Raw genomic sequence first — 754 nt, 5'->3', positions numbered from 1 at the left:
CTGATTACAGACCAGATGTTTCGGTCGTCAACGGTAGCTTTACGGATACGCTTGTGAATGTTTTACCGGCTGATGGCGGTTACATACCCATGCCTAGTGCAATGGTTGTGTCTCATGCTTTGGAAGAAAAGCCTTTGGGGTGCATAGCGTTTAGAAGTGGCAATGGTGTTAAGATAATTGTAGGAGGCAAACAAAAGCTTTACAGTTATGATAGTCAAACCAAGGGTTGGAAAGACATAAGCCAAAGTGGTGTGACGTATCATGCAAATGAAGAGAATAAATGGTCGTTTGCTCTTTTTAAAAACATGGTTATTGCGGTGAATAAAAATGATAAACCGCAAGTTTTCAAGGTCCTTAGTTCTGAACGGTTTGAAGATTTAGAAGGAAATCCACCGAAAGCAGGATTGGTTAAGGTTTGGGGACCTTTTGTTTGTTTGATGCAATTGACAGATAATCCCAATCGCATCCATTGGTCTGGAGAAGGCGATGAAACTCTATGGGAGACTCAATATAATGTTAGTGGTTATATGGATTTCCAAGATGGAGAATATGTGCAGGGGGCAACAGAAACAACCAATCCCCTTATTTTTCTTCGTTCTGCTATTTATGCTGGTTCTTTGACGTTAGGTTCCAAGAGCCCGTTTGCTTTTCAAAAGATCCAAGACAAACGTGGAGCGCGCAGTGCAGCCTCTATAGCGTGTCGCGGGAGTGATGCTTTTTTTGCTGGTGATGGTGGCTTTTATCAGATCAGTGC

Annotated in this window: 1 pseudogene; it reads left to right on the top strand. The window is 42.4% G+C overall.

Going from position 1 to position 754, the window contains the following annotated elements:
- A pseudogene (locus tag ACFINZ_RS10625) lies at nucleotides 1–754 on the top strand (hypothetical protein); the annotation flags it as partial.

This window comes from Bartonella sp. AA81SXKL (genome assembly GCF_042196945.1).
In the GTDB taxonomy this organism is placed as follows: domain Bacteria; phylum Pseudomonadota; class Alphaproteobacteria; order Rhizobiales; family Rhizobiaceae; genus Bartonella.
This window is presented reverse-complemented; position numbering and strand designations above follow the sequence as displayed.